This is a genomic window from Paenibacillus sp. NPDC058367, assembly GCF_042723305.1.
In the GTDB taxonomy this organism is placed as follows: domain Bacteria; phylum Bacillota; class Bacilli; order Paenibacillales; family Paenibacillaceae; genus Paenibacillus_AQ.
Genome location: NZ_JBHXIZ010000008.1, coordinates 109,478 through 134,454, shown reverse-complemented (window position 1 = coordinate 134,454; position 24,977 = coordinate 109,478). Strand labels below are relative to the sequence as shown.

General features: G+C 46.4%; 18 protein-coding genes, 1 tRNA gene and 1 other annotated feature. Of the genes, 14 read left to right on the top strand and 5 right to left on the bottom strand.

The features are described from left to right. Nucleotides 1-32 precede the first annotated feature (32 nt). Nucleotides 33-791 (top strand): ribonuclease PH, encoded by a 759-nt coding sequence (gene rph / locus ACFWMP_RS28595; protein WP_042130710.1) that lies wholly within the window; start codon nucleotides 33-35, stop codon nucleotides 789-791. A gap of 1 nt (nucleotide 792) precedes the next feature. Beyond that, nucleotides 793-1,434: an XTP/dITP diphosphatase gene (locus ACFWMP_RS28590; protein WP_379425655.1), complete on the top strand. Its 642-nt coding sequence runs from the start codon at nucleotides 793-795 to the stop codon at nucleotides 1,432-1,434. Between the two features lie 120 nt (nucleotides 1,435-1,554). On the opposite strand, the gene ACFWMP_RS28585 is transcribed toward ACFWMP_RS28590, so the two are convergent. Both ACFWMP_RS28585 and ACFWMP_RS28580 read right to left on the bottom strand, forming a co-directional pair. Further along, nucleotides 1,555-3,759 (bottom strand): glycosyl hydrolase family 18 protein, encoded by a 2,205-nt coding sequence (locus tag ACFWMP_RS28585; RefSeq protein ID WP_379425653.1) that lies wholly within the window; start codon nucleotides 3,757-3,759, stop codon nucleotides 1,555-1,557. Nucleotides 3,760-3,836: 77 nt separating this feature from the next. Next, nucleotides 3,837-5,765, bottom strand: coding sequence for a glycosyl hydrolase family 18 protein (locus ACFWMP_RS28580; protein ID WP_339243343.1), 1,929 nt, complete (start codon nucleotides 5,763-5,765; stop codon nucleotides 3,837-3,839). A 600-nt stretch (nucleotides 5,766-6,365) separates the two neighbouring features. On the opposite strand from ACFWMP_RS28580, the gene ACFWMP_RS28575 reads away from it, so the two are divergent. From ACFWMP_RS28575 to ACFWMP_RS28560, 4 genes are all read left to right on the top strand, one after another. Next, complete coding sequence (locus ACFWMP_RS28575) at nucleotides 6,366-6,794, top strand: NfeD family protein (RefSeq protein ID WP_149644740.1); 429 nt, start codon at nucleotides 6,366-6,368, stop codon at nucleotides 6,792-6,794. Next, nucleotides 6,794-7,729, top strand: a complete 936-nt coding sequence (locus ACFWMP_RS28570; protein WP_042191323.1) for an SPFH domain-containing protein — start codon at nucleotides 6,794-6,796, stop codon at nucleotides 7,727-7,729. The genes ACFWMP_RS28575 and ACFWMP_RS28570 overlap by 1 nt, the downstream gene beginning before the upstream one ends. Before the next feature lie 101 nt (nucleotides 7,730-7,830). Beyond that, nucleotides 7,831-8,286, top strand: a complete 456-nt coding sequence (locus ACFWMP_RS28565; protein ID WP_042191321.1) for a cupin domain-containing protein — start codon at nucleotides 7,831-7,833, stop codon at nucleotides 8,284-8,286. A gap of 157 nt (nucleotides 8,287-8,443) precedes the next feature. After that, a complete protein-coding gene (locus ACFWMP_RS28560) occupies nucleotides 8,444-9,280 on the top strand; it encodes an aldo/keto reductase (RefSeq protein ID WP_042191319.1) in 837 nt (278 codons plus the stop codon). Nucleotides 9,281-9,343: 63 nt separating this feature from the next. Here the strand turns inward: ACFWMP_RS28560 and asnB are convergent, their stop codons facing one another. Then, the gene (asnB, locus tag ACFWMP_RS28555; RefSeq protein ID WP_076300472.1) at nucleotides 9,344-11,188 is read right to left on the bottom strand and encodes an asparagine synthase (glutamine-hydrolyzing); all 1,845 of its coding nucleotides are present in this window, start codon (nucleotides 11,186-11,188) and stop codon (nucleotides 9,344-9,346) included. Nucleotides 11,189-11,333: 145 nt separating this feature from the next. On the opposite strand from asnB, the gene ACFWMP_RS28550 reads away from it, so the two are divergent. Together ACFWMP_RS28550 and ACFWMP_RS28545 are read left to right on the top strand one after the other, a co-directional pair. Beyond that, on the top strand, nucleotides 11,334-11,690 hold the full coding sequence (locus tag ACFWMP_RS28550) for a hypothetical protein (protein WP_076286059.1): 357 nt from the start codon (nucleotides 11,334-11,336) through the stop codon (nucleotides 11,688-11,690). 171 nt (nucleotides 11,691-11,861) lie between these two features. Beyond that, a tRNA-Arg gene (locus tag ACFWMP_RS28545) sits at nucleotides 11,862-11,935 on the top strand. Between the two features lie 404 nt (nucleotides 11,936-12,339). Here the strand turns inward: ACFWMP_RS28545 and ACFWMP_RS28540 are convergent. After that, nucleotides 12,340-13,248, bottom strand: coding sequence for a serine hydrolase domain-containing protein (locus tag ACFWMP_RS28540; protein ID WP_379425648.1), 909 nt, complete (start codon nucleotides 13,246-13,248; stop codon nucleotides 12,340-12,342). Between the two features lie 403 nt (nucleotides 13,249-13,651). Between ACFWMP_RS28540 and ACFWMP_RS28535 the strand changes: the two genes are divergently transcribed. From ACFWMP_RS28535 to ACFWMP_RS28520, 4 genes are all read left to right on the top strand, one after another. Beyond that, nucleotides 13,652-14,671, top strand: a complete 1,020-nt coding sequence (locus ACFWMP_RS28535) for a LacI family DNA-binding transcriptional regulator (RefSeq protein WP_076300475.1) — start codon at nucleotides 13,652-13,654, stop codon at nucleotides 14,669-14,671. 117 nt (nucleotides 14,672-14,788) lie between these two features. Then, nucleotides 14,789-15,538 carry an alpha/beta hydrolase gene (locus ACFWMP_RS28530; protein WP_379425646.1) on the top strand — a complete coding sequence of 250 codons (750 nt, stop codon included), beginning with the start codon at nucleotides 14,789-14,791 and terminating at the stop codon, nucleotides 15,536-15,538. 44 nt (nucleotides 15,539-15,582) lie between these two features. After that, nucleotides 15,583-17,751, top strand: a complete 2,169-nt coding sequence (locus ACFWMP_RS28525) for a glycoside hydrolase family 3 N-terminal domain-containing protein (RefSeq protein WP_379425644.1) — start codon at nucleotides 15,583-15,585, stop codon at nucleotides 17,749-17,751. A gap of 47 nt (nucleotides 17,752-17,798) precedes the next feature. Continuing rightward, complete coding sequence (locus ACFWMP_RS28520) at nucleotides 17,799-21,143, top strand: GH36-type glycosyl hydrolase domain-containing protein (protein ID WP_379425642.1); 3,345 nt, start codon at nucleotides 17,799-17,801, stop codon at nucleotides 21,141-21,143. 54 nt (nucleotides 21,144-21,197) lie between these two features. Here ACFWMP_RS28520 and ACFWMP_RS28515 read toward each other — a convergent pair whose 3' ends face one another. After that, nucleotides 21,198-23,063, bottom strand: coding sequence for an arginine--tRNA ligase (locus ACFWMP_RS28515; RefSeq protein WP_379425640.1), 1,866 nt, complete (start codon nucleotides 23,061-23,063; stop codon nucleotides 21,198-21,200). A 40-nt stretch (nucleotides 23,064-23,103) separates the two neighbouring features. Continuing rightward, nucleotides 23,104-23,320, bottom strand: a binding site (T-box leader). Between the two features lie 283 nt (nucleotides 23,321-23,603). Here ACFWMP_RS28515 and ACFWMP_RS28510 point away from each other — a divergent pair. Beyond that, nucleotides 23,604-23,963 carry a hypothetical protein gene (locus ACFWMP_RS28510; RefSeq protein ID WP_339243336.1) on the top strand — a complete coding sequence of 120 codons (360 nt, stop codon included), beginning with the start codon at nucleotides 23,604-23,606 and terminating at the stop codon, nucleotides 23,961-23,963. A 14-nt stretch (nucleotides 23,964-23,977) separates the two neighbouring features. Next, nucleotides 23,978-24,977, top strand: a 1,000-nt coding sequence (locus tag ACFWMP_RS28505) for a calcium-binding protein (RefSeq protein WP_379425637.1), incomplete at its 3' end; no start/stop codon positions are given.

Below are 24,977 nucleotides of genomic sequence, written 5' to 3'. Positions count from 1 at the left end.
CTTTTAGCTATACGATGTAGGAGGCAGAAAAGATGAGATCAAACGGGCGAAACGACGACCAATTACGGCCGCTGACAATAACAACCCAAACGAATAAATATGCTGAGGGCTCCGTGATCATTGAAATGGGAGATACCAAAGTCATTTGTACGGCTACTGTGGAGGAAAAAGTGCCTCCGTTTCTTAAAGGGCAAGGAAAAGGCTGGGTAACCGCTGAATATTCGATGCTTCCTCGGGCAACTCAATCCCGTAATCAGCGTGAAGCTGCACGTGGTAAGCTTACCGGACGGACTATGGAGATCCAACGGCTGATCGGACGAGCGCTTCGTTCCGTAGTGAATTTACAAGCGTTAGGCGAGCGTAGTATTACGCTGGATTGTGATGTGATTCAGGCGGATGGTGGTACGCGGACCGCTTCGATTACAGGTGCTTTTGTTGCTATGGCATTTGCTATTAACAAAATTGCACTTCAGCACAAGTTGCCTGTGTTTCCTATAACAGATTTCTTGGGAGCAATCAGTGTCGGTGTTGTAGGGGATAAAACGCTGCTCGATTTGAATTATGAAGAAGATTCCAAAGCAAAAGTAGATATGAATGTTGTTATGACTGGCGGCGGTGCCTTTGTTGAACTTCAAGGGACTGGCGAAGAAAGACCGTTCACTCGTCAAGAGTTGGATCTTTTGCTGGGTCTAGGTGAGAAGGGAATCTATGAACTGATTGCTGCGCAGAAAGAAGCGCTTGGAGCGATTGCTCTGAAAATCCCTTCCGGCCAGCCGGGCCAAGAGGTGTAGCATGAAGTCTGACGGCGGTATTCTTATTGTTGCGACGAAGAATAAGGGGAAAGTACGCGAATTCGAGCATGCTTTTGCCCCGCTAGGGCTGACAGTGAAAAGTATGTACGACTATCCGGATCTGCCCGATGTGGTGGAAGACGGAGCCACTTTTGCCGAGAACGCCTTTAAAAAATCCAAAGCCGTAGGTGACGCCCTTGGAATCCCGGTACTCGCCGATGATTCGGGTCTTTGCGTAGACGCTTTGGATGGCCAACCGGGTGTGTACTCTGCACGTTATGCAGGGGAAAATGCAGGAGATGAAGAGAACAATCTGAAGCTGCTTAGCGAACTTGAGAAGCTAAAACAGGGTGAGGATACCGGACAGCCTTTGCTAAGTACAGCCCGTTTTGTCTGTACGTTGTCCTTATACGATCCAAGTTCGGGACGAGAATTAACCGCTGAAGGCACAGTGGAGGGATGGATCACATCCGAACCTGCTGGTGGTGGAGGCTTCGGCTACGATCCGTTGTTTTACTTGGCGGAATATGAAAAGACAATGGCCGAGCTAACGCTCGAAGAGAAGCAGCGGATTAGCCACCGAGGAACTGCGCTAAGGTCGCTGACTGAGAAGGTAGCTGCTGCTAACGACTTGAATTCCTAATCTAAGCGCTCCTTGCGGTCGCATGAGAGATAAAATAAAGAAGCTTGCAGATCCAAGGTGGAGTACCTTGATTTGCAAGCTTCTTTTGATTTGTAAGGCTAGGCTGATAATTTTATTGAATTAGTTCAGCTTCCAGAGTGCAGGTGTTGCTGTCGGTTCCCAGCCCAGAAGTGAAGTGTGGGGCTGCAGACATGTATACGTTAACCCGTTGTAGCTAACCTTATCACCCGCTTTGTATGCTACTCCTGCTGCCCAGGCAGATATTCCCGGACTCGGTGTTGCAGTTGGCGTTGGTGTTACGGTTGGTGTTGAAGTAGGTACTGTAGTTGGTGTCGGCGTTGGTGCAACGGTTGGCGTTGGAGTAGGTGCTATAGTTGGTGCAACGGTTGGTGTTGGAGTAGGTGCTATGGTTGCAGTCGGCGTCGGTGTTACAGTGGGCTTCGGTGTTGGCGTTGCGGTTGGCGTCGCCGTTGGTGTTGCTGTCGGTGTCGCTGTTGGAGTAGGTGTAGGCGTTGGAGTGATGACTCCATACAGTTTGTCGTATTCCTGCTGGGACGAGCTTCCGTTCAGCGTAATTCGCTGCGGACCTCCCGAGAAATTCAGCTTCATCATGCCCGGAACTTCCAATGTGGCTCCGTTTGCAATCGTTTGGGATGCCGTTCCGGTAATACGATAGCGGTTAAAGTCCCAAGCCGTCGAGATTTGCTCTACAGTTCCTGCTCCCCATGCAGAAGTCAGGGTTGTTGTTGTCGGTAGATCGAATTCCAGCTTCCAGCCACCGGAGATATCCGCGCCTGTGTTATTCGTTATTTTCAGGGAGTAGGTATAATTCGGATGATCGTAAGCGCCACTGAAGCTAAGACTGAAGTTCGTAGGTGCAGGTAGTTGTGGCTTCGGAGTTCCACCTGGCAGAGAGGCTGTCTTAAGCTGGTCATAGGCAAAATCGGTCAACGAGTTGCCGTACGTAAAGGTGCCATCACTCTTTTCAGAGTAGTCGCCGGTCAGTTCCCAGAACATCATCCCTCCCAAGCCTTTTTGCTTGATATAATCCAGTTTGTAGCCGAGTGACTCCTTATCTTCATACGTAAGAAAGACCTTCTTGTCAGCGTTGTACAAGTATGGGGTTTTGGTAACGGGATCGAAATAACGTTTGTTCGCTGGATCTTTGAGCAGATTCAGCACATGCCAGATTGGATTTGCGCCGGCCGGCTGCTCTGGTGCAGGATCATTCCAGATTCCGTATACGCCGTCGGCTCCCCCTCCGGTTGTAGGAGCTGTACCATAAAGACCGGTGTTGTTGATGCCTCCATTTACATTCTTCCAGCCACGTGAGTAATAAGGAACTCCAATGACGATTTTTTCTGGAGGAAGCGTACCCAAATAGTATCGAACGGCCCAGTCGGTATTCAGAACCGGAGTGCCCAGCGCAGCTGTTTCAGTATCACGAGAATCCGGGTACAGGGCGGAATGCGGCCCAACATATCCATTCCAAGCGCCGTGGAAATCATAGGTCATAAGGTTCGCCCAGTCCAAATACTGGTTGGCTTCCCCTAGCTTCATTCCGCCCAGAATCCAAGAGGAGGCGGTTGCGGCAATGGTTAGGTCATATTTCTGATTGTCCTGTGTGCCTGCCTGATCCAGCTTTTCACGAAGCTTTTTCATGAGGAGAACATAGTTGTTGTAATTCACTGTGCGCAGCGGCTCAGCCACACCGAAGTCATTCGGGTTACCGGATTGACCAGTACCGGATGGGTACTCCCAATCAATGTCCACACCGTTGAATTGGTAGGTACGTAGAAAATCTACAACACTGTTGGCAAAGGTCTCGCGGCCAGCTTCCGAATTGGCCATGTTATAAAAACCACCAGAACCCGACCAACCACCAACCGAAATCAGGGTGCGGACATCGGGATATAACTGCTTATACTTTACGAGTTGATTAAAATGTCCTTTATACGGCAAATTAGTTAATTGGTCAGGGTAGTCTTTTTCGATAGCTGCTGTACGGTCCATCAGATCAATCTTGTTCGTTTGAGGGTTTACCTTGGCGAACGCATAGTTAATGTGAGTGATTTTGCCCCACGGTATTTTGTCGACAGTATAAAATCCTTTGTTCTCCTGATCTCCCCACTCCGGGAAGTAAGCTACAATTTTACGCGGATGATCTGCAGCCGGAGCTGGAGCAGTAGGCGTCGTCCCTGCTGCTAAGGCTACTTGCGACGATCCACCTGCACTTGTGTAAAGTGGAAGCAGAATGATGGCGCTCATTAAGGCCGCAATGTAGCGTGCGGATTTACTTCGCCTATTACGTGTACTTATATTCATTTAACATTCCTCCAAAAGGGATAATATGACTGTGGGAGTAGACAGGAACGGTGATCCTTTCGCGTTAATAATGAGTCTTAATTCAGCTTCCAGAGTGCGGGTGTGGTCGCCGGTTCCCAGCCTTGAAGTGAAGTATGGGGCTGGAGGCAAGTATATGTTTTGGCGTTGTAGCTAACGATGTCACCCGTTTTGTAAGCGATTCCTACAATCCAGCTAGAACTCCCAGGGGTCGGTGCAACAGTTGCCGTCGGTGCTACTGTTGCAGTTGGCGCTGGAGTTGCCGTCGGTGCTACTGTTGCTGTCGGTGTTACAGTGGCCGTTGGTGTTGGAGTTGCGGTTGGTGCCACTGTTGCCGTTGGAGTCGGAGTTGCTGTCCCGCATACGTTGATGAATTTCCAGACTCCAGCAGCACCGCTAAGGTCGGGACGATCGCCTTGAGTCCACCATTTAGCTTCATAGACTGAACCGTTGTAAGAAACTTGCTGGCCGCCAGTATATACGGCAGTCTGGTTCCACGCCGCTGCGCATTGTCCCGGAGTAGCCGTCGGCGTTGGAGTTACCGTAGGAGTCGGAGTTGCGGTTGGAGTTACTGTTGCCGTTGGTGTTGGAGTTGCTGTTGCGGTTGGTGTCGGAGTTGGTGTCGGCTGTACCACTCCTCCGCCAAGGTCGGCGTTCAACTTATTGGTCAGTGTTTTGTTCCGGTCACCACTTGTCTCCCAGAACATGGCACCCGCTAAGCCTTTTGATTTGAGATAACTGATCTTATGGCCAAAAGATTCTACGTCGTCATAGCTGATATAAGTTTGGTTCGTTGGATTATAGAGATAAGGCACTTTAGAAATGTCATTCCAATAGCGGGTATAGCCGTTTTTGTTAATGTAATTAGCTTCGAGGTCATAGAAGTCATAACTCCCCTTTTCCCATGTGCCCGTGGACGAAATACCAGCGGACAATTGATATTGGCCATTTCCTGCGGCAGGAGCACCTCCCCAACCACGGCCATAGAATCCCATACCAAGCACTAACTTGTTCGCGGGTACGCCATTGGCTAAATAGCTGGTTACCGCTTTATCGACATTGAAATTTTGCGGTTCGGTCAGGCCTGATGCAGAAGCGGCTGGATCATAGTACAAAGGAGCATTGTGACCGGTGGTCTTATTCCAGCTCCCGTTGAAGTCATAGGTCATAATATTGATCCAGTCAACAATGGAAGCAATACCTGCAAGATTATTGTTATTGACGTACGTCGGTCCTGCACCGGAAGCAATGGTCAGCAGGTAGGTTTTGCCATCGGTCTGACCGGCAGCATTTAGCTTCTCACGAATTTTTTGCAGTAGAAGTACATAGTTTTCCTTATCTTCGGGACGATAACTGTTGCCTGCGAGCCCACCGCTGACTGGGTACTCCCAGTCGAGATCGACCCCGTCCATTTTATATTTACGAATGAAGTCTACCGCTGAGTTGGCAAAAACCTCACGGGTTACGGCTGTAGCCGCCACATCCGAGAAACGGTTCGACCAGGTCCAGCCCCCAACGGAGATCAACGTTTTCAGGTTCGGGTTCTTTTCTTTCAGCTTCCATAGTTGCTTCAGATTACCTTTGATGGGGTCATCCCATTTGTCATCCCCGAAGCTCTTTCCGGTGTCAATCCACGGGTCACCCAGAACAATCGTGCCGTTCGGAACGTTAATGGTCTGTGCTTGCTCATTTTGACAGCTCCATGTTACCGGATTAGGGCCGGTAGGGTCAGGGTTGCCGTGAATGCCATTCCAACAAATATCTGCGAAGGCGTAGTTAATGACATTCATTTTGGTAGGATCGATATCTGATACATTGTAAGCCCGCCCGTAAGCGGCCCAAGAAGCGTAATAACCAACCAGTTTATAATCCTGTGCGGCGTTGGCCGTTTTGGCACTACTACCCAGGGCTGAAAAAAGTGTAAGAACAAGCGCGGCGATCATCGCGATCGCAAAGGTCTTACGTGAACTTTTTTTCGTGAATATCATTGATTTTATACCTCCAAGGTTCAATGTGTAGTTCGAAATTCTTTTCGGCAAGAAACCCTACCTTCACCTCCCATAATTTGAAATTCACCTGTACCTTCACCCTTGCATATCTCTCATTCTACTGACACCCATTTCATAGATTTAGCAGCAAAAAAATAGCGGTCCACATAAAGCTCACACAATAAGTAAGCGCTTTCTAAACTGCTGTTTTAAGGATTCCTTTTTGATAAACTTGTAGATGTAACATTGTTGAAGGGGTGTAGGGTGAGTAGAAGAGTGGGTTTGGAGTTCAATAATTAGGATTAATTTCTTATTTATGGGTGAAGGCATTTCTTATTTTCAAGCATAGAGAGCGATTATGCTAGGGATAAAATTCAGTAATATAGGGGGACATTTTTCTAATTCATGGATACTTGTTTAGGTGAACTTTGATAGAAAAGGTGTATGTCCTCTTTTTAAGGAAACTCATGCAGAACACATAACCTCCGATGTTATGAATATAAATTATATACATGCCTGCAATATTTTTACGGAATTACGCAACGCATCGCTGTTTCTTTTCGTTATAGTAGTATCATAAGGAAGGTGGTGGGTTCACCGATGGTTGTGTTTTGGTTGATCGCAGCCGGTGTCCTGTTTGTTGTAGAGATGATGACGCTTACTTTTTATCTGCTATGGCTTAGTATTGGTGCGTTGGCCGCAGGTGTGGTGTCGATGATTGTTCCTGAAGCCATTTTGTTTCAGGTGATCCTCGGATCACTGGTCGCACTTGGTCTGACTATATTCTCGAAACCACTGGTTTCTAAATTTCGCAGTTCACGTGGGTTCAAGGATACAGGCACAGAAATCGTAGGCAGGCAAGGAGTCGTCATTGAGCCGATTGAGCAAGGGCGCTATGGGCAAGTGAAGGTAGGCGGAGATACGTGGAGCGCGAGCTCTGACCAGTCTTTGGGCAAGGACGAAGTAGTCAGAGTAGTGAAGAGAGGCACGACCATTATTGAAGTAGAACGATGGGGGGATATGAACTAATGGAATGGGCAATTATTTCAATTATTCTAGTGGTAGTCGTAGTATTTGTGGCATTAACGATCAAAATCGTACCGCAACAACGGGTAGGTGTAGTGGAACGTCTGGGTAAATTCAATCGTCTACTGACGCCGGGTCTGAACATTCTGATACCTGTGATTGATCAGGTGCGTACTTACCATGATCTAAGGATTCAACAAGCGAATGTGCCTCCGCAAACGGTGATCACGAAGGATAACGTGCAGGTGCAGATTGACACGATTATTTTCTATCAGGTAGTGGGACCAGAGGAAGCTACGTATGGCATTTCCGATTATGTATATGGGGTAAGAAACATTTCAACGGCAACTATGCGGCAAATTATTGGTAAGCTAGAATTGGATGAAACGCTGTCTGGGCGTGAAAAAATCTCAACTGATATTCGTCTGGCGCTTGATGAGGCTACAGAGAAGTGGGGCGTAAGAATCGAGCGTGTGGAAGTCATCGATATCAAGCCGCCGCTCGATATTCAAGAAGCAATGGATAAGCAGATGAAAGCAGAGCGGAGCAAACGGGCGATTGTTTTGGAAGCGGAAGCTGCCAAGCAAGATATGATCCTGCGTGCTGAAGGGGATAAGCAGAGCAAGATTCTGAAAGCGGAAGGCGACAAGGAAGCACGTATCCGCCAAGCAGAGGGTTCAAGACAAGCACAGGAGCTGGAAGCTCATGGTGAGGCGAAAGCAATTCAAGCCGTGGCTGAAGCAGAAAAATCACGCATTGAGCTGATTCGCTCAGCAGGTCTGGATGAGCATGTGCTCGCATATCGCTCCTTCGAGGCTCTGGCTGAAATCGCCAAAGGTCCTGCAAATAAAGTATTCTTGCCAACAAGCGCTGTTGAAACGCTGGGAAGTCTTGGGGCGATTGCTGAGGTATTCAAAGCGAGCAAGGATAGTAAATAGATTTTACAATTCGTGCTTATTCCGTTAAAGTAAAAGCAAAAACAACCCTATGCATACGAAGCTATTGTTGCTCATGCAAACTTTGAAGGAGAGAAGCTACCGTGACACAAAAAGAAATCTCACCGTTAGTTGAACTGCTCGGATTACAACCCCATGTTGAGGGCGGTTGGTACAAAAGACTTTGGAACTCCGAATTTGAAATTCCGCAGGAAGTGCTTGGGGATAGCTATTCCGGATCGCGCCATTCGGCATCTTCGATTTATTTTTTGCTACACGAGGGGGAACAATCTGATTGGCATACTGTTTTGTCCGATGAAGTTTGGTTCTGGCATTCCGGTAGTCCAATAGTGCTTAGTCTCGGAGGTAATGGAGATAAGCCTGAGGATGTGCAGGAAGTTATTCTGGGTCTCGATATTGCTGCAGGTCAACAGCCGCAGGTCGTAGTTCCAGCAGGCGTATGGCAGGCGGCTCGTCCGTTAGGATCAGAACCAGTACTGGTATCCTGTATCGTTTCTCCTGAATTCCATTTTGATGATTTCAAACTGATTGAGAAATAAAGAAGAGCGGGGGCTTTATATATGCCTCCGTTTTTTTATGAGGATTTTGGGAATGATGAAGCAGTCTGCTATACTTTTGTGGTAGCGCTTGCTTCTGAAGCGTGAATTTAGGTTAAGTAAGATTAATGAAATAACAATAAGCTTGGAGGGTTAAGCGATGAGTGAATTGAATGCACCGTTCTCGGGAGGTCCGACTTTAAATGATGGAGTGACCATGCCGTGGCTAGGCCTTGGCGTGTATCAGACTAAAGATGGGGAAGAGGTTATTCACGCGGTCAAGACCGCAGTGGAGCTTGGATATCGCAGTATTGATACAGCTGCTGGCTACAATAACGAAGAAGGTGTAGGTCAGGCTATTCGTGAATGTGGAGTGGCCCGTGATGAACTGTTTATTACGACGAAAGTGCGCAACCCTGATCAAGGCTATGAATCAACGCTGAAAGCGTTCGAAGTTAGCCGGCGCAAGCTGGGGCTGGACTATATAGATTTGTATCTTATACATTGGCCGGTGGCAGGAAAGTATCGGGAGACTTGGAAAGCTCTGATTCATCTGCAAAAAGAGGGTCTCATCAAATCTATCGGTGTGAGCAATTTTCAGATTCATCATCTGAAGGATATCATCGAGGACACTAGCGTAGTTCCAGTGGTAAACCAGGTGGAATTCCATCCGCTATTGACTCAGCGCGAGTTGCTGAAGTATGCCAATGAGCAAGGAGTCCAGCTTGAAGCTTGGAGTCCGCTAATGCAAGGGAACTTAGATCTCCCCCTCCTTAAAGAGCTGGCTGGAAAGTATGATAAGACCCCTGCTCAAATTGTACTTCGTTGGGATTTGCAGCAAGGCGTCATTACGATTCCGAAATCAGTACATGCGGATCGAATCAAGGAGAATGCGGGATTCTTTGACTTCACGTTAAGTGATGAGGATGTTAAAGCCATCGAAGATTTGAACAGAGACCATCGTTTCGGTCCGGATCCGGACAATTTTAATTTCTAAAAATTACGAATACAAGCCAAACAGCAAGCCACCGATACGGGGACTTGCTGTTTGGCTTGTCGCTTACTGGATGGAGACGTTATATTTACGCAGCCAGAGATCTACTTGAGCTAGGTAAGCAAACAGCTGAGGACCGGACATGAGCTGACCGAACCAAGGCAGATTGGTAGAGGATTCTGGGGAAGCGGCGATCTCACGGATTTTGGCGGCATCGATTAAAGGAAGTATTGGCGAAGTAGAGTCATCTAGAATGTTCAATACTTGTGTTCGTACTGCGTTTAAATAGGCTGGATTGTGGGTTTTCGGGTAAGGACTTTTTTTACGATATAGCACATCATCTGGAAGAATTCCCTCAAGCGATTTGCGCAAAATCCCCTTTTCACGACCGTTCAGGTTCTTGATTTCCCAAGGAATATTAAAGACATATTGAACGAGCCGATGATCACAATAAGGAACACGTACCTCTAGTCCGGCGCCCATACTCATTCGGTCCTTACGGTCGAGCAAAGTAGGCATGAAGCGGGTGATGTTTAAATAGGACATTACGCGCATTTGTGCTTGTTTACCTGTCTCCCCATCCAATGTTGGGACTTCGGCTACTGCATCACTGTATCTGTCACCCAAATATTCCAGCGGCCGAATCCATTCATTAACTTCAGGGGATAATAGACTTGCACGCATTTTAGGAGCAACTGACCAAGGAAAAGTGCCCGAGGAGAGCATCTCCTCCCGATGGAACCAAGGATATCCGCCAAAAATCTCATCGGCAGCTTCGCCGGAAATGGCTACAGTAGCATTCTTTTTAATCTCACGGCAAAATAAATACAAAGAAGAGTCAACATCGGTCATCCCAGGTAAATCGCGTGTGTACAGCGCATTATCAAGTGCTTCTACAAGCTCTGGCGTATCAAATGAGATATAGTGATGGTTCGTATTTAATTCATCGACCATTCGCTTAATCCATGGACCATCTGCTCCGGGCTGAAAAGTATGGCTCTTGAAGTGCTTGTCGTTGTCGACATAATCGACGGAATACGTATCCACTCGTCCCTGGCCGTTTCGGTTGTAGTAATCGACTGCAAGTGCTGTTAGCGCACTGGAGTCCAGCCCTCCTGACAAGAGCGAGCAGACTGGAACATCTGAAACCAGTTGGCGTTCGAGCGTATCCTGTAGCAGTTCACGTACTTTAGCGGCTGTCTCTGCTTCATTGTCAGTATGTTTTGCGCTTTCCAGCTTCCAATAAGCGTAACTGCGCAGACCTTCGCGGCTATAGATCATGGCATGCCCCGGACGAAGTTCCTGCATATCCTTATAAACACCGTGTCCTGGCGTACGGGCTGGACCGATAATGAAAATTTCCGCTAACCCTTCGGGCCCGACTATTGGCTGTACCTTGGGGTGCTGCAGCAGCGCCTTAGGCTCTGATCCGAAAACTAAGACGTCATCCACTTTACTATAGAACAGAGGCTTCACACCTAAGCGGTCACGTGCAAAAAAGACCTGATCCCGAAGTCCGTCCCACACTGCAAAGGCAAAGATCCCATTGAGCTTCTCTGCACAATCCGGTCCCCATTCGATATAGGCATGCAGCAGAACCTCGGTGTCACATTGGGTACGGAATTGATGACCCCGCTGCTTAAGTTCTTGTTTGAGCTCGGGTGCGTTATATAATTCGCCGTTGTACACAATCGCGTATACCTGTTCTTCATGGCGGGTGATCATAGGCTGCGCGCCGTTCTCTGGATCGATAACGCTAAGTCTGCGGTGACCGAATGCGCAAGGACCTGAAATCCAAGTTCCAGCTGCATCGGGTCCGCGGTTTGCTAAAGTTTCAGTCATTTTGACCAGCAACTGCGAGTGCTGCGTGAGATCTCCGCGCCACTGGATAAATCCGGTTATTCCGCACATGATGGTTCATCCTCTCTTTTTGTGCGATTGTTGTCCTTACTTTTTTGCCAAGTAATACAGATATATGCCGAAGGAAGGCATAAAATGTATGTCCTTATCCGAACACTAGGGGAGAGAGGAATTTGCCAGGAGGGAAGGATGACAGGTGTATTACATTAAAGATGCCAAAATTCGCAGAATGATGGAGTATGACGGTGCGCCTTGTGCAGAAGTAGGTGTATTGCCAGGTGCTGTTAGTGATCCTGCGCTTTTGGTGTATATCGTAGAAGATCAGCGCGAAGAAGGCTATGAGATTGTCCGTATCCTCACTAACGACGCAGATACTTCTACCGATTGGTTTGATAACAATATGCATGATGCTTTTAAAGATGTGACTTCTAGCGCGTTTACAGGCAGTATGATTATGACGCCAGAAGATGAACGTTCCAAGTTTCAGAGAGAATTAATGACATACGGAGATTTAAAAAAGCAGCTGGAGCAGCATTTTCGGAATCTGGAGTAATATGGAGTAGAAATAAGGGTATCCGTAAGCTATGAAAATAGCTAGGATACCCTCGTTATTATCAAATTAGGATTAAGATTACTTATTTTCCAAAATGTTTGATCTTGAAAATTCTGCTGAATAAGGTATAATAAATATCGTTGCGTCAATACATATCATTAATTCTTATGTGTCCCGGTAGCTCAGCTGGATAGAGCATGCGCCTTCTAAGCGCACGGTCAGGGGTTCGAATCCCTTCCGGGACGTCAAGTAACAGCCTTCCTTCGGGAAGGCTGTTTTTGCGTGCAGAGCATCCTCGCCAAAGTAAGTAAACTGAAGCTCTGATAGATAATTAGGGAAAATCTCCCTATAATTCAGAGCTTTCTACTCAATAGACTAATAATTAGGGAAATCCTCCCTGTAATTTAACTAATTCGTTGGCGAATATAGATATTCCCCCGATTTTTAGGGAGGATTTCCCTCTTTTCATTCATTTCAAGCAATTATCGGCTAAATAGAGGGAGCTTTTCCCTAATTACTCTCAAAAAGGCCACCTTATAATTTGGGTTGGCCTAATTATACGAAAAGAAGGTGCCGAGAAAGTAGCCTCCACTACTTTCTCGGCACCTTGAGCCTTCCCGTGAGAAGGCTGTCTCGCATATGCCCACCGCTAAAGAAGCGGCCAGATCTCCTCCCAGACAGTGTCTAGAATAGCTTGCATATTATCTTCCATACTGTTAATAGCGATTACCACTTGTGCATCCGGTGCAACAATGCAGAATTGACCATGAGCGCCATCGGCACGATAAGCATCGTGCGTACACAACCAGAATTGACAGCCGTACCCTTGGCCCCAATCACCAGCTCCGTCATTTTCGATCTGCTTTTGTGTAACTAAATCAACCCAAGCTGCGGGAATAAGCTGCTGTCCCTTCCACATTCCTTTTTGCAAAAGAAGCTGTCCAAATCGGCTTAGTTCTTCCGTATTGATCTGAAGTCCGGCACAACCGAGGGTGATCCCTTGAGGGGCCGTTTCCCAATCGACGTTTTCTATGCCTAGTGGGGTAAAGAGGCGGGGAACGAGGTAATCTTTTACGGTTTGTCCGACACGGGCCTGAACCATTGCAGAGATCATAATGGTATCCCCGCTACTGTAGGTAAACTGTTCCCCAGGAGGTCTGTCTAAAGATAGTGATAGATAATGTTGTATCCAATTTACATCCTTCAAGGCCAATCTTTCTTCAATCCAAAACGGTGGGGAATCATGCCCTGTACTCATACGTAGTAAATCGAACAAGGTCAACTCCCCAGGTTGCATGGAAGGAAGGGCCTCTTTATGAGCAAATGCATAATCTGGAAACACATCCTTAAGTGTTGTATTTAGTGATAGTTTTCCTTCTTCGATGGCTAGACCCACCGCCATGCATGTAAAAGATTTGCTGACCGAATGCTGCAAGCGCCGAATATCCTCTGCGAGATCCACTTTTCCCACTAACGTTCCATTTTGAAGCACACGAACATTGAACACATTCAATCCACGTTCGCGGATCTGGGCTTCGAAGCGAGTCATGTTTAACATAAAATGTAGCCCTCTCTTTCTTAGATTCCAAGCTGGGATTAGGAAGTTTGGTAGTCGAAATCATTGAAAATGATGTGGAAACGTTTCCTCTGACTAGATATTAAATAGCTAAATCGATGCTATTCTATTCTTATTTTAAAGTCAATGCAAGCAGAAAGACTACTATTTAACATCGAAACAATTAAAATTTAAAACGAATTTGAGATGCGAATCATTTTTAGTCAAAAATCATAGGTTGACTTCTAAAAAATATCTGTCCATAATGAACGTATTAAGCGATTTAGATCCGAAAACAGTCAAAATGATGTCATGGGAAACGTTTCCCATCATTTTATGCGTTTCCACTAAGCTGATTATATCAGGTGCAGGGGGAGCTCATTATAGGGGTGAAACAGGGGGAATTATGAATATCAAGGATATTGCAAGGCTATCAGGCGTTGGTATCGCCACGGTCTCCAGGGTAATTAATAACTCCGGTGTCGTAAGTGATGCAACCAGAGCTAAAGTAATGGCTGTTGTAAGAGAACATAATTACATTCCAAATGGAAATGCAAGCAATCTGAAAAAAACGCGTTCTAATACGATAGCGCTTATGGTTAAGGGGATTGCAAATCCGTTTTTTGCAGACATGATCAAAGAAGTAGAGCGTCAAGTGAATCTGCGCGGCTGCCCGCTTCTGATCCAGCATGTTGAAGATGGAGTGGATGAGATCAATGCTGCTCTTCAGCTTGTGAAGGAAAAGAATTTATACGGGGTAATCTTTATGGGTGGTACATATGACCATTCTGAAGAAAAATTCAAACAATTGCCGATCCCATTCGTTTTGACTACCATCACGACTACGAAGGATGTTGATCCTGCCGTATTCTCCAGTGTGATCATTGATGATATGCAAGAGTCTTATAAAGCTGTGAGCTATCTAATTTCACTCGGACACCGGAGCATTTGTTTTTTGGCCAGATTTCCTCTGGTTCAGCATACTACCGGAAACCGTCGTCTTATGGGTTATATTAAGGCGCTTGAGGATCATGGGATTGAGTATGATGCTTCCTTGGTAGAGGATTGTGAATACAGTCCAAGTTCTGGTTTCACGGCTACGAAAAGACTGCTTAATAAGAAAAAAGATATCACCGCTGTATTTGCCGCATCAGATACCATCGCTATCGGAGCTGCCAAGGCTTTATTGTCTTTGGGTCTATCGATTCCAAATGATATTTCGATCATCGGATTTGACGGTATAGAGATGGCAGAATACTATCACCCATCGCTGGATACGATTAGCCAACCTGGGGTGGATATGGCGAAAGCCAGTGTTGAAATTCTGTTTGACCTGATTTCGGGACAATCGGAGAACAAACATGTGGTATTCGAGTCTGTTTTGGTAAAGCGGGGATCTTGTAAGAAGATTAATAAACAAGCATAAACGCCTTTGGCGTCCTTATAAGGACGGTAAGCGTTTGAGCGAGAAATAGAAGGATAATTTATAGCGTAAGCATATAATTTCTTATATTTTAAAAAAGGTTCCGTAAGGAGATGACATATGGCACTTCTAACCGTTGAGACTGGTTCTCCTACCTTAAGAATGACAACGTCCATCAGTATCATCTCCCCCGTTGATTCGGGCAATACCACCGGAGGAACGCTCTATCTGTTACATGGTGCTGGCGACAATGCTAGCACATGGTACAGGCTGACCACCATTGAGCAGTATGCTAACAAGTATGGCTGTACAGTCATAATGCCTCAGGTAGGAAGAAGCTATTATACAGATATGGAGTACGGACTGGATTACTTCCACTATGTTACGCAAGAGCTTCCTGAGCTTTGTGGCCGAATGATGAGACTGGATGATGATCCGCAAAAGACGTATGTTACCGGACTATCAATGGGCGGATATGGGGCGCTAAAATGTGCACTTACCTATCCTGAGCGTTACAGCAAAGTAGTTTCCTTATCAGGCGTTACAGATATTCAGAAAAGATTGAAAGACCCGCAAATGTCTTCGGATATGGCGAGGGAGATGGCAGGCACTTTCGGAAAACGCTTACAAGTTAAGCTGGATCAAGATCTTTATGCTTTAGCGGCTAAATTGGTCGACGATAAACGTAAGCTGCCTTCAATTTTGACCTGCTGTGGCTCGGAAGATCCATTTGTGGAGATGAACCGGGAATTTGCTTCTCATATGCAAGCGAGTCCCTATACATTTCAATATGTTGAGACTCCGGGAACACATGAATGGAGATTCTGGGAGGAGCATCTGAAGACAACTTTTGATTTCTTGTACAACTAAGAGCAATGAGCAATTGCAGAAAGAGATATTATGGAGGATTTGAGATGAAAGACCAGCAACTGACGTCCCTGTTGAACCAGATGACGCTTGAAGAGAAAATAGCACAATTGCAGCAGCTAGCTGCTAATTTCTATGAAGGAGCGGAAGAAGGAGGGCAAATCACTGGCCCTATGGCATCCATGGGGATTACGGATCACATGATTGAGAACAGTGGTTCAGTACTTGGACTTTCGGGCGCAGAGCAAGTCATTGCCGTCCAAGAAGCTCATTTACGTAAAAATAGATTGGGTATTCCACTGCTGATGATGGCGGATATCGTGCATGGCTTTAAGACGATTTTTCCGGTGCCACTGGCGATTGGTTGCTCTTGGGATATGGAACGGGCGGAGCTAAGCGCTGAGATTGCTGCTAAAGAAGCGGCAGTATCTGGTGTACACGTTACTTTTGCACCTATGGCGGACCTTGTTCGGGACCCGCGTTGGGGAAGAGTGATGGAGTCTACCGGCGAAGATCCTTATTTGAATGGTAGGTTTGCCCGTGCATTTGTACGCGGGTTTCAGGGAAATGACTTGACGGGTGATGTAAGTCGTCTTGCGGCTTGCGTTAAGCACTTTGCAGCCTATGGTCTATCCGAAGGCGGACGGGATTATAATACGGTCGATTTATCAGAACGTCAGCTACGGGAATATTATCTGCCAGCCTATCGTGCAGCACTGGATGAGGGTGCAGAAATGGTTATGACTTCGTTCAACACGATTGATGGGATTCCAATAAGCGGAAACGTTAAGCTGCTTCGTCAGCTGCTGCGTGAGGAATGGGGCTTTGACGGCGTGTTGATCTCCGATTGGGGCGCGGTGAAGGAACTGATCCCGCATGGTGTCGCCGAGGATGAGGCTGAAGCAGCACTTAAAGCTATCAAAGCTAGCGTGGATATTGAGATGATGACAGAGTGTTATGTGCACCAATTGCCAGCTCTTGTAGCTGACGGGCAAGTGGATGAAAGTATCATTGATGAAGCCGTACTTCGTATTTTGAAATTGAAGCAAAGACTGGGCTTGTTTGAGAATCCGTTACGTGGGGCAGATATAGAGAAAGAGCGCGAGGTAATTTTCTGTGATGCTCACCGGACAGCAGCGAGAGAATTAGCGGTTAAATCCTGCGTTCTACTGAAGAATGATCAGGTTCTGCCGCTTGCGACAGAGCAGCGGATTGCGCTAATCGGACCGTTTGCTAATAACGGAGATATTCTTGGACCATGGTCCTGGTTGGGTTCAACAGAAGAAGCTAGCCGTCTTGCACCAGCTTTTGAAGCTCGTGCAGCTGCTGGTAAGGTTACCGTTGCAGAAGGCTCCGGGATTGAGAGCTTTACAGAAGAGCAATGGCTGGAGGCGAAAGCGGCAGCGCTGGAAGCCGATGTGATTGTGCTGGCGCTTGGAGAACATTCAGATATGAGTGGAGAAGCTGGAAGTCGTTCAGATATCCGCTTGCCGGAAGCGCAGCGTGAGCTTTTGCAACGTATGAAGACGCTGGGTAAGCCTGTTGTGGTGGTGTTGTTTAACGGACGCCCGCTGAATCTTAGTGGTGTGATCGAGAACGCGGATGCTATTCTGGAAGCCTGGTTCCCAGGAAGCGAGGGCGGCGCGGCGATTACCAGTCTACTGTATGGTGACGAGAATCCGTCAGGAAGATTAACGATGTCTTTCCCTGTATCTGTTGGGCAAATTCCGGTCTATTACAATCATTTCAACACTGGACGTCCTCTACATGCACCGGGTGCGGACAAGCGTTATGTCTCACAATATCTGGACATTCCTAATGAGCCGTTCCTGCCATTTGGCTTTGGTCTTAGTTATACGACATTTGGCTACAGTGAACCGATCCTTTCCGGTGAAATAATGACGAAGGATCAGCCTATTAAAGTAACTGTTACGGTGACTAATACGGGTAATGTACAAGGTGAAGAGGTAGTGCAGCTCTATATCCGAGACATTTCAGGAGAAGTTGTCAGACCAATGAAGGAACTGAAAGATTTTGCCAAGATCAGCCTCTCCCCGGGAGAAAGCCAGGAAGTGAGCTTTACGCTTACAGAAGAACAGCTTCGTTACTATCATAGCGACTTAAGCTTTAGCAGTGATCCGGGACAATTCAAATTGTTTGTGGGTCCAAATAGCCAAGAGGTTAAAGAACGCGATTTTCGCTTAACATTAGCTTAAGTAGAATATATACGACACAGGCTGTCGTAATAGAGGAGTGCAAGAATATGACTACTAATATGAATTCTAACATCCATTTAAACGCTGGAGACTTATCATTCACTTTTACAAACAGTGGGGACTTGTTCCAAGTTCTCCATGAACGGACAATGATCAATCAATTGCTGCCTAATATCGTGGATGGCTCCTTATCCAACCTATATTTACGCATTCATAGTAATGGAAGCATTCAAGCTGTTCCTTTGCTGGGCATTCATTCCTCAAGCACTGTACGTAAGGCTGGGAACCGCTTGGTTTGGGAAGGTACTGCGGAAAATATCGAGTATCAGGTTATTTTTACTCCGACGGCTCAAGGCGCTTGGTTCTGGGACGTGAAGCTTAAAGGGCAAGATGCAGATGTGGATCTCGTGTACGGACAAGATGTGGGTATTGCCGATATCGGTGCTGTTCGCAGTAATGAAGCCTATCTGTCACAGTATATTGACCACGCCGTATTCGAGGATCAGTCAAAGGGATATGTAGTATGTTCCAGACAGAATCAACCGCAAGGTGGCAAATTTCCATATCTACAACAGGGTGCAATCACTAAGGCAGCAAGCTTCTCAACAGATGGTTTCCAATTCTTTGGATTGTCTTATAAAGAGACCAATCAACCAGAAAGCCTGAGCCGTGAGCAATTAAGTAATGAAATCTATCAATATGAATTCGCTTATACTGCGCTGCAATCGGAGCGGGTGAAGCTGAGTGGGGAAGCCCGGTTTGTATTTTATGGATTGTTCAAGCAAGATCATCCAGAAGCGATTACCTCGTTAGAATTCACGAAGGATGTTGCTGCGGCTTGGGAAACGGTAAAAGAGTTGCCTTTAGAAGCTGAAGCACCGCTCGAGCGTTCTTTCTTGACAAAAGAGCTGGGAGCACCACTAGCTGCAAATTCTCTGACGAGCGAAGAGATCGAAGCCTTGTTCCCGGTTCGCTATCAAGAGGAAAAAGAGGGAGACCAGCTTCTGTCTTTCTTCACGGAAAATTATGAGCATGTTGTATTAAAAGAGAAGGAACTTAAGGTAGAGCGTCCTCATGGTCATATTCTAATGAGTGGGGATAATGCCCGACTTAACGATAAGGTAATCACTACGACTTCCTATATGTACGGAATATTTAACTCTCAAATCGTTATTGGCAATACCAATTTCAACAAGCTCATGACCAATGCCAGAAATGCAATTAACATTCCAAAGGCTTCGGGACAAAGAATCTATGTACAGTGGAATGGCGAATATCGCCTCTTGACCATGCCTTCATTGTTCGAGGTTGGTTTCAACTATGCCCGTTGGTATTACAGAACAGATGGCGAATGCTTTATTATTACGAACTACACTACTGCAGATTCTCCGGAGATATTCCTGAATGTGCGTACGGAAAGTGGAAAAGCTTATCGCTATCTAGTCACTAATCAAATCACTATGAACGTTAACGAATACGAGCTTCCATATCAATTCAAACAAGAAGAGGGAACCGTAACCTTCTCGGCTGATAGAAGTGCACTAAGTGCAGGAGAATATCCTGATCTGCAATATAAATTCCAGGTACAGGGAGCGGATTTCACTCTTCAAAATGAAGGTAGACTTGTCTCTCATGCTGACCAGTCAGATGCGCCGCTAGCTATTCTGGAACTGTCGGAGAGCAGTGAATGGACATTGAACATTCAAGGTCTTCTGGATGGTAAGGAGATTCAATCGAGCAGCCGTACAGCCGAAGAGGAGATTTTCGCATACCGCGAGTTCTACAGCGGGGTTATGAATGGCTTCCGCTTGACGTTAGGTGATGGGTCAGAAGGTGAGTTGTTTAAGGTAAATGCTCTAGCTTGGTGGTATACACATAATATGCTCGTCCATTATTCAGTCCCTCACGGATTGGAACAATACGGCGGCGCTGCTTGGGGAACCCGTGACGTGTGTCAGGGACCAGTGGAATACTTCATGGCTACGCAAAAATACGATCAGGTTCGCGAAATATTGCTGACCCTGTATGCTCATCAATATGAAGATGATGGTAACTGGCCACAGTGGTTCATGTTTGATAAATATACGAAGATTCAGCAAGAGGAGAGCCACGGAGATATTATTGTATGGCCACTCAAAGTGCTTGGAGACTATTTGGCGGTAACGCAAGACTACAGTATTTTGCAAGCGACTGTGCCTTATACTCGTAAGCATAGCTTTGATTTTACAGAGGAAAAAGCGACGCTGCTGGATCATGCACGGAAGGAAGTTGCTTATATTAAGAATCACTTCCTGCATGACACGCATTTGTCTTCTTACGGTGATGGTGACTGGGATGATACACTCCAACCGGCTAATCCACAGCTGAAGCAGTACATGGTTAGCAGCTGGACAGTGGCGCTTACCTATCAGACATTGAATCAGTTCTCAGAAGTGCTTCATAAAGTTGATCCAGCAGGTTCGGAAGAGTTGAAAGCGATGGTGGAGGGAATCCGTGAGGATTTCAACACACATATGCTTCAATCTGAGGTAATTCCAGGCTTCTTGTATATGGAGGACCCAGAGCAAGTGAAGCTTATGGTACATCCAAGTGATACGGAAACAGGGATCCAATACCGTCTGCTGCCAATGACGCGCAGTATGATCAGTGAGCTGCTTACACCAGAACAAGCCGAAGCCCACTATGAAGTAATCCAAGATAAACTGTTCTGTCCAGATGGCGTTCGTTTGATGAACCGTCCAGCTCAATATGTTGGCGGCGTAAGCACCCATTTCAAACGTGCGGAGCAAGCTTCTAACTTTGGTCGGGAAATTGGACTTCAATATGTACATGCACACATCCGTTATGTAGAAGCTATGGCTAAGCTAGGGAAAACCGATCAGGTTTGGAATGGCCTAGCGGCGATCAATCCGATCGGAATCCGCGACGTGGTGCCAAACGCTGAACTACGTCAGGCTAACTCTTATTTCAGTAGCTCGGATGGTAAATTTAACACCCGTTACGAGGCACAGGAGAATTTCGATAAACTGCGTAATGGTGACGTAGCGGTTAAAGGTGGCTGGAGAATCTATTCAAGCGGTCCTGGGATCTACATGAACCAGTTGATCTCGAATGCACTGGGGATCCGTACGGAAGGCGGAGATTTAATCGTCGATCCAATTCTGCCGGAGTCGCTGGACGGAATGCGCTTTAGCTTTGAATATGCAGGCACTAAGGTAGACTTTATTTATCACCTTACGGGCTCTGATAACAGTCGGATTACTGTTAACGGTACAGAAGTTCAAGCCGAAGGTACGCTTAATCGCTACCGTAGTGGTGGTATCCGTATCAAACGTGAGGACTTTGATCGTCTCTGCGTAGAAGCTGGAAATGTGATAGACATTTATAAGTAAGATAATAAAAAAAGGGCAATCTCCGCGATAAGCGTGGAGATTGCCCTTTTTTTACTACATACGGCTCGGTGTCGGTAACCCAAGCACCTCTAGCACTTCACCTAAAGTGTCCTTAAATCTCGAAGTGAGCCAGAGGCGGAACGCGATGGTAGCCTCCGCACCTTTTAAAATCGGACATATAGAATAGAAGTTATTGAAAAGTGTGGCTAAGGTATGCGCGTATGTGCAGAGTATATTCGGCGTCAATTCTATGCTGGCAGAATGCAATGTCTCCTGCCAGAGGCTAAGCTGTCTCAGCAAAGCGAGCTCTGCTTTTTCCATTTCGAGTGGAAATTGAAGCTTTGAGGCATCTGTGCTGAATGGGATTGTAGATTTGCTCAAAACACTGCTGGCACGGGCATAGGTGTACATCAGATAAACCCCGGTATTACCGGATATTTCGGTAGCCTGTTTGAAATCAAACACGATTTCCGTTCCCAGGTTAAACCGCAGCAGATAATAACGAATAGCAGCAGCTGCAATGATATGGCTGGAAAGACCCTCTTTATCAGAGCGCGAATGTTCTATGTTCTGTTCCATAAGCTTTACTAAATCGCTCACCTTAACGCCGATTCCTTGGCGCCCGGACATGGCATAAGAAGATTTTCCTTCTGAAGTATCTATCCCCAGCTCAGCAGCAGAGGCCGGACTAAGAGAAACAACGCCATAACTTACATGATGGAGCTTCTCAGCCTGCTCGTTATATCCTAGTGCTCCTAAAGCCTGCTTAACCATTTGTTGCGGATATTCCTGTCTATAATCGATCACGTTAATAACACGGTCGGCATGTCCATAAGGCTCATGGGTTCCAGTTAATCCTGTGGTCCATAAACCAGACGAGAATTCACTGTAGGTAAAATCTTTGGATAGTAGACCGAATTTCCAGAGATGATAAGCAATGTCTTTGGCTGTGTACGTCAAAATCCCATTCGAACGCACAAGCACCTTATCCATCTGATGATCCTCTGACTCCGCTCCACTGCTAACCTCTGTCCCTTGCTTTAGCACCCAGCAGCCCGCAAGCTTGCCTTCAGTCTCCTGTACAAAAACTGCCGTTTGCTTCAATAGCTCAGATGCGGCTGTCCAGAAGCCCTCTTTTAAAATATTGCTCTCCCACACCAGCAGGTCATAGTGAATACCAAAACGCTTCATTTCCGCTACATGTTCTCTCACAATACGTTCAGCAACTAGGTTGCCCAGCCACGCCTCATTACCATCACCCTGTTCAAGGGCATGCAGCATATCCGTGCGCTTGTGAGTGATCTCTGGATTCCGTGCATATTCTTTGTTCACTTTGGCATATAGATCCCAGCAATAATCACCGAAACGTTGATGTTTCCCTTCTAAAGGTACATTTAATAAACCAACGACTGTATCTGCCAGCTGGTTGCCCAGATCATCCACGTAGTTATGGACCTCTACGTTATGTCCGGTTCTTTTCATGATTCTGACCAGCGCATCACCGATGCAAGCGTTTCTCAGATGACCTACATGAGCAGCTTTATTTGGATTGATTGAAGTGTGCTCTATGATGACCTTTTCCCTTGTGCTGTCAGGCAGATTAAAGGAATGTTTAGCCCACACCTGCCAATTCATATACAAATTAATAAATCCAGGAGCAGCTACTTCGACTTTTTGTAAAAGACCCGTGTATCTCTCTTGTAATTTAATTTCTGCTTTTACTAACTCTGCTATGACGAGAGGGGATTTACGCAGGAGTTTGGCTAGCTGCATAGCAATATTGCAGGAATAATCACCATGCTCTAGATTAGCTGGCTGTTCGATCAGAATTGCAACATCGTTTGGGGAGGCAACTTCTAAGGTGTGGAATACTTTTTTTACACTTTGTTCAATGCTGTGTTTGATGATTTGACTTAACATTTTATACCCTCCTTTGAAAATACAAAAAAGCCCTCGTCTCAAAAGAGACGAGGGCTTTAGCGCTCGCGGTACCACTCTCGTTGCTAAACAGATCTTTAGCCACCTTACAGGATAACGGTCTTCAGCCGGGACTTCCTACTTAGGTTCAGAAGTCCATCTCACGGGTGCGCTTCATTAGGTGATCTGTACCGGCTTGCACTTACCCGGCTCGCTGTGGACTAGAACACGTTAACTACTCTCCCGCTCATCGATGCTTGAATAATTTTTATCAGTATAACGAATATTTCGAAAAAAGCAATAGGGTGTTAATCAGTAAAGTCTAGAAGAAGCTTGAGTTTTAGATTGTCCGATTAGTAGATTACAAATTCAAAGAATAGAAGGTTGTCTTTTTTTTCGGGTGGCAATTCCTTTGCTTAAATGTCCACACATTAATTTTAAATACAGAATATTACTATATAGAGCTATTAGTTATGAACCATGTTACTAGTGTTGTAGTTTTTAATCTTTCAAACTGCTGGTGGAAGGGAGGAGTGAATAAAGATGGCTTTATTTTCAACTGGACCTATAGATAATAGTCCAATTCTGGGGATCAGACAGACGCAAATCGTAACAGTAAAAGTAGTTAATCGTGATTCTCTTAATTCTTATAATCTCGTCATTCAAGGCTTCTTACTAAATGGGTCAAGAACGATGTATGTGAATGAAATGGTAAGTCTCGCACCTAACCAAGTTCTAACTAGGAACTATTTTGCTGATTTAGACGCATTTGAATTTGAGTTTGTAACATTAGAAGAAGTTGAAGCAGAGATAGGGATCTCAGTCTGGGGAAAACAGGCTTCGGGAGAAATGGTAGATTCTCATCGTATAGTAGCGTGGGAAAAACATACAGCAATAATCTAAAGGAGTGTTGAAAATTGAGTTATTTATCTACCGGGCCGATAGATAATACCATGGTGGGAGGTATACGACCTACTCAACATGTTACGATCAAAATCGATAACCGAAGCGATGTTGTTTCTTCTACAGTTCTCGTCCAAGGATATTATATGGATGGGACAAGAACTTTATATGTTAGTGAGCTTGTTAACGTTATGCCTGATCAAGTTATAACAAAGGACTATTATGCGGATTTTGATGCGTTTGAATTTATTTTTACCACTTTAAGCCTGGTAGATGATCCTATTCAAATTTCAGTCTGGGGAAAAAATAGTGTAGGTCAAATTGTGACTGCTCACCGACTTGTCCATGCTGAATTACTTGGAGCAACGGTAGGGGCAACGGGTGCGGATGGAGCGACTGGAGCAACTGGGGCCGACGGAGCGACTGGTGCAACTGGAGCCGACGGAGCGACTGGTGCAACAGGGGCCGACGGAGCAGACGGGGCGACTGGAGCGACAGGAGCAACTGGAGCCGACGGAGCGACTGGTGCAACTGGCGCAGCCGGAGTGACTGGCGCAACAGGGGCAGCCGGAGGAGCGACAGGAGCAACGGGAGCGGACGGAGCGACAGGGGCAACAGGAGCCGACGGAGTGACAGGGGCAACAGGAGCAACAGGAGCAGATGGAGTGACTGGAGCAACGGGAGCGGACGGAGTGACCGGAGCAACGGGAGCGGACGGAGTGACTGGAGCAACGGGAGCAACGGGAGCGGATGGAGTGACCGGAGCAACAGGAGCGGACGGAGTGACTGGAGCAACAGGAGCAGATGGAGTGACTGGAGCAACAGGAGCAGATGGAGTGACAGGAGCAACGGGAGCGGACGGAGTGACCGGAGCGACTGGAGCGGATGGAGTGACCGGAGCAACAGGAGCGGACGGAGTGACTGGAGCAACGGGAGCAGATGGAGTGACTGGAGCAACAGGAGCAACTGGAGCAGATGGAGCGACTGGAGCAACTGGAGCAGTTGGAGTGACTG

Excerpts from the sequence above, each read along its gene's own strand:
- rph (WP_042130710.1), top strand. The coding sequence starts at position 33 with ATGAGATCAAACGGGCGAAACGACGACCAATTACGGCCGCTGACAATA.
- ACFWMP_RS28590 (WP_379425655.1), top strand. The coding sequence starts at position 793 with ATGAAGTCTGACGGCGGTATTCTTATTGTTGCGACGAAGAATAAGGGG.
- ACFWMP_RS28585 (WP_379425653.1), bottom strand. The coding sequence starts at position 3,759 with ATGAATATAAGTACACGTAATAGGCGAAGTAAATCCGCACGCTACATT.
- ACFWMP_RS28580 (WP_339243343.1), bottom strand. The coding sequence starts at position 5,765 with ATGATATTCACGAAAAAAAGTTCACGTAAGACCTTTGCGATCGCGATG.
- ACFWMP_RS28575 (WP_149644740.1), top strand. The coding sequence starts at position 6,366 with ATGGTTGTGTTTTGGTTGATCGCAGCCGGTGTCCTGTTTGTTGTAGAG.
- ACFWMP_RS28570 (WP_042191323.1), top strand. The coding sequence starts at position 6,794 with ATGGAATGGGCAATTATTTCAATTATTCTAGTGGTAGTCGTAGTATTT.
- ACFWMP_RS28560 (WP_042191319.1), top strand. The coding sequence starts at position 8,444 with ATGAGTGAATTGAATGCACCGTTCTCGGGAGGTCCGACTTTAAATGAT.
- asnB (WP_076300472.1), bottom strand. The coding sequence starts at position 11,188 with ATGTGCGGAATAACCGGATTTATCCAGTGGCGCGGAGATCTCACGCAG.
- ACFWMP_RS28540 (WP_379425648.1), bottom strand. The coding sequence starts at position 13,248 with ATGTTAAACATGACTCGCTTCGAAGCCCAGATCCGCGAACGTGGATTG.
- ACFWMP_RS28535 (WP_076300475.1), top strand. The coding sequence starts at position 13,652 with ATGAATATCAAGGATATTGCAAGGCTATCAGGCGTTGGTATCGCCACG.
- ACFWMP_RS28530 (WP_379425646.1), top strand. The coding sequence starts at position 14,789 with ATGGCACTTCTAACCGTTGAGACTGGTTCTCCTACCTTAAGAATGACA.
- ACFWMP_RS28525 (WP_379425644.1), top strand. The coding sequence starts at position 15,583 with ATGAAAGACCAGCAACTGACGTCCCTGTTGAACCAGATGACGCTTGAA.
- ACFWMP_RS28520 (WP_379425642.1), top strand. The coding sequence starts at position 17,799 with ATGACTACTAATATGAATTCTAACATCCATTTAAACGCTGGAGACTTA.
- ACFWMP_RS28515 (WP_379425640.1), bottom strand. The coding sequence starts at position 23,063 with ATGTTAAGTCAAATCATCAAACACAGCATTGAACAAAGTGTAAAAAAA.
- ACFWMP_RS28510 (WP_339243336.1), top strand. The coding sequence starts at position 23,604 with ATGGCTTTATTTTCAACTGGACCTATAGATAATAGTCCAATTCTGGGG.